Here is a 3915-nt window from a genome sequence, read left to right as displayed (position 1 = left end):
TGTACCCTAAAACAAAGGATAGATAAAATTCAAAATTATGTTGTTTCTCGTTTAGAAAAAATTACCTTGGCATCCTTATCGGAACTTTGACAGAAAAATAGGTTTTTGCTATACCCTCTCGTCGTGAGAGGGTTATTTTTTGTCTAATTTGTTGTGCAATATTTAAAAGAAATATCTTGACAAATAAATATAAATTTATTATAATTTTATTGTGCAACGAAAAGGAGAAAATAATGTATGTAAGGATAAAAAGGGTTAAGAACTCAAAAGGAGAATTAAGAGAATATCTCTTGGTAGTCGAAGGAAAACGTATTCAGGGGAAGGTTAGACAAAGAACCATTGCCAATTTAGGAAGACTAGATTTAATCCAGAATACTCAAATTTCAGACCTGCTTATTGATAAGTTAAAGGATTACACCAAAATACTTAGGCTTATGGATATAGCAAAGACTTGTTGTGATTGGTCAAAAGATTATGGAGTAATTCTTGTCTTAAAAAGACTCTGGGAAGATTTAAGCTTAGACCAGCTCTTTAAAATATACCTTAAGAAATACAAATATAAGACTAATTTATCTGAATGCATTCTTTCTTTAGTCATTTCAAGATTGACTTCACCCGGTAGCGAATATCATACCTTTAAGTGGATTCAGTCTGTATATGAGCCTAAATGGGAAGATTTTAAGCTCCAACACTTCTACAGAGCCTTAGATTTTATTTATCGTCACAAATCTGACTTAGAAAAAGACCTCTTCTTCAAGATGACAAACCTCTTTAGTCAGGAATTAGACCTGATTATGTTCGATACAACCTCAATAAAATATTGGGGCGAAGCAGAGGATATAGACATCTTACAATATGGCTACTCCAAGGAAAAAAGAGGTGACTTAAAACAAGTTATCATTGGAATACTTATGACCAAAGAAGGTATACCTTGTGGTTGTGAGGTATTTAAAGGCAATACCTCAGACCTTAAATCCTTTATCCATATCTTAGAGAAACTAAAAGAAGAATATAAAATTGGAAAGCTCATCTGGGTAGCTGACAGGGGTATGGTGTCTACGGAAAACATCTCAAAACTCAATGAACTAAATCAACAATATATCTTAGGAATAAAGATGAGACAACTAAATAAAGAAAGAAGAGATGAGTTCTTATCTCTAAAAGGAATGTTTCCGGTCTCTGAAGATCTCTATGCTAAAGAAGTAATTATTCCTTATGAAGGCCGATACATCATTTGCTTTAATCCTAAAGAGCAGGAATTAGAAAGAAAGAAGAGAGAATTCTTTAAAAAAGTCCTAGAGAAGAAGATTGAAACCCAAACTACAAAGGAATGGATTATTAAGAATGGTTACAGAAAATACATTGATATAACCGAAGGTAAAATTGAGCTCAATGAAAAACGCCTCAGAGCAGAATATCAATTTGATGGAAAATGGGTCTTATTAACCAATACAAAATTACCTTCAAAAGAAGTTGCCTTATACTACAAAGACCTCTGGCAGATCGAAGCAAGCTTTAGAGATTTAAAAGATGATTTAGAAACCTCACCTATATACCACTGGACAGAAAGAAGAATTATAGCTCATATCTTCATTTGTTTTTTAAGCCTTTTACTTAAAATTGCCTTTAATAAAAGATTAAAACAGATAGATAAACAGGCTTGTTATTCTGAGGTATTTGCTGCCACAAACCAGATTAAAGCAGTAAAGCTAACTGAGGGAAGAAAAGAGATTATCTTCAGGACTGAATTCCCACCCAAAGCAAACCTTGCCTTCAAAGCAACAGGGATTGCCCCACCACCCAGAATTATCTCCTACAAAGAAAATCCAAGTGTTGTGTCCCGTCAGGGTGAGTTTTAGCTCTCTCGTCGATAAAAGAGGAAATTTGGAAGGCCAACTGTCAAAGTTCCGGCAAAATTTGCCTTTTTGCTGATGGAGACAATCCCATTTCAAACCCGTTAGATACCTCACCTGTCGGTTCACCTCACGGCGAAGCCGTGGGCAGGCAGGGAGAAACTTATTCTTCTGGGGCCAAACATAAGCAAATAAGCCAATTTTTGAAGAAAGAACACATCCCGACTTTAATTTAGGCTTTTTTGGTAGCTAGTCACAATTTTTCTTGACTTTCACTTGATTTGTTTTATATTATAGAAGTAATAAATGATATAATAAAGTTTACAAGTAAAATTATATAATGAATATTAGCCTAAATGTCAAGGAGAATTTAGATGGTTGCTAATGAGGTTAAGCGCCGAAGAATAAAAAAGAAATTATCCCGGGAAAACTTAGCTCACCTTGCGGATATTTCCTATAATACGATTGTAAAGATAGAGACCGGCTCTACACTAAACCCCGGTATAAAAACTATTTCTAAGATAGCTAAGGCATTAGGCGTAACGGTAGATGAATTAATAAATTAAGCTTGAAATGGCTGAAGGCAATTTGACGGTTTGATGAAAAAAAATGCGGGAGAGGAGAAACAACATATGAGGCCTGAGAAATTAGGGGAAATAAAAAATAAAATATATCCGATATTGAAGCGCTACGGTGTGGCAAAGGCTTCTATTTTTGGTTCCTATGTGCGTGAGGAAGAAACCATAGAGAGTGACATAGATATTTTGGTAGAATTCAGCTCAGAGAAATCTCTGCTAGATCTCGCCGGGCTTAAAATTGAACTTGAAGAGGCGCTGGCAAGAAAGGTGGATGTATTGACCTATAAGTCCCTGCATCCGCTTATTAAAGACGGCATACTTAAAGAGCAGGAGGTGCTCATATGAAAAAAGACTATAAGGTTTTCCTTGCCCATATACTTGAATGCATGGAGAAAATTGTTGAATATACAGCTGGCCTGACAAAAGAAGGCTTTCTTCGTTCCTCGCAGGTTCAGGATGCCGTGATGCGCAGGATTGAGATAATCGGGGAAGCGGTAAAGCATCTACCGCAAGGAATAACGGAAGCGAATCCGCATATCCCTTGGAAAAAGATTGCGGGAATGAGAGACATACCTATTCACGAATACTTTGGGGTTGATTTGGAATTGACGTGGAAAGTGGCAACCGATGATATCCCAAAGTTAAAAAAAGATATTGCTGTTATTAAAGGAGTAGATGAGGTATAGAAGTTACAATAATAATAGGAAATACAGAATGAAAAATGCTGTAACTGCAATAATTCTACACACACACACACAAAGAAACAACCTAAGTAAAAATTTATTAGAGTTAAAAAAAGCTTTTGTCATCAAAAAGGAGGCTGTTTTGAATGGAAAGACAAGAAATTATTATAGAGACTTTACGAAAACTGAAAGATGAGATAAGGCAAAAGTATAAAGCAGAAATTAAAGCAATTTTCGGCTCTTATGTAAGGGGAGAGCAAAAAGAGAGTAGCGATTTAGATATTCTTGTAATGTTTTTTAAAGGGGCAACCCTCTTCGACTTTGTGGGCTTGGCGGATTATGTGGAGGAAAAGCTTAAACTCAAGGTAGATATCGTTCCTATTGATACAATTAGAGAAGAAATTAAAGAAAATATTTCCAAGGAGGCTGTTTATTTATGAGAGACCCTAAACTTTATCTAAAAGATATTTTAGCGGCAATGGATGCAATTGAAAAATTTGTTGAGGAGATAGATTTTGAAACTTTTAAAAATGATGATATGAAATCCAGTGCGGTGATAAGAAAATTTGAAATTATTGGTGAGGCGACAAAAAACATGCCAGAAGAGATTAAACAGAAATACCCTGCTATTCCTTGGAAGGATATGTCAGGAATGAGAGATAGGCTGATTCATTTTTATTTTGGAATAAAATATGAACTTGTTTGGGAGACAATAAAAAAAGAGGTACCAAAAGTTAAAGCATTAATTAAGAAAATCTTAGAGGAAAGTTCTGTAGGTTTTTAGACTTTCTCAGAGGTCTT

The 3915-nt window shown here is 35.1% G+C and carries 6 protein-coding genes; all 6 read left to right on the top strand.

What is annotated here, in order from left to right; all coding sequences use genetic code 11:
• Positions 1-233: 233 nt before the first annotated feature.
• The 6 genes from NC818_07590 to NC818_07565 all read left to right on the top strand — a co-directional run bounded on the left by NC818_07590 (position 234) and on the right by NC818_07565 (position 3898).
• Positions 234-1859 (top strand): IS1634 family transposase, encoded by a 1626-nt coding sequence (locus tag NC818_07590; protein ID MCM8784603.1) that lies wholly within the window; start codon positions 234-236, stop codon positions 1857-1859.
• 368 nt (positions 1860-2227) lie between these two features.
• The gene (locus tag NC818_07585) at positions 2228-2419 is read left to right on the top strand and encodes a helix-turn-helix domain-containing protein (protein ID MCM8784602.1); all 192 of its coding nucleotides are present in this window, start codon (positions 2228-2230) and stop codon (positions 2417-2419) included.
• Positions 2420-2485: 66 nt separating this feature from the next.
• The gene (locus NC818_07580; protein ID MCM8784601.1) at positions 2486-2776 is read left to right on the top strand and encodes a nucleotidyltransferase family protein; all 291 of its coding nucleotides are present in this window, start codon (positions 2486-2488) and stop codon (positions 2774-2776) included.
• On the top strand, positions 2773-3117 hold the full coding sequence (locus NC818_07575) for a DUF86 domain-containing protein (protein ID MCM8784600.1): 345 nt from the start codon (positions 2773-2775) through the stop codon (positions 3115-3117). Before NC818_07580 ends, NC818_07575 begins: the two co-directional genes overlap by 4 nt.
• A gap of 143 nt (positions 3118-3260) precedes the next feature.
• Positions 3261-3554, top strand: a complete 294-nt coding sequence (locus tag NC818_07570) for a nucleotidyltransferase family protein (protein ID MCM8784599.1) — start codon at positions 3261-3263, stop codon at positions 3552-3554.
• Positions 3551-3898: a DUF86 domain-containing protein gene (locus tag NC818_07565; protein ID MCM8784598.1), complete on the top strand. Its 348-nt coding sequence runs from the start codon at positions 3551-3553 to the stop codon at positions 3896-3898. The genes NC818_07570 and NC818_07565 overlap by 4 nt, the downstream gene beginning before the upstream one ends.
• The last annotated feature ends 17 nt before the right edge of the window (positions 3899-3915 follow it).

The sequence above is a fragment of the Candidatus Omnitrophota bacterium genome (genome assembly GCA_023819145.1).
GTDB lineage: Bacteria > Omnitrophota > Gorgyraeia > DTHP01 > DTHP01 > JBFWKV01.
This window is presented reverse-complemented; position numbering and strand designations above follow the sequence as displayed.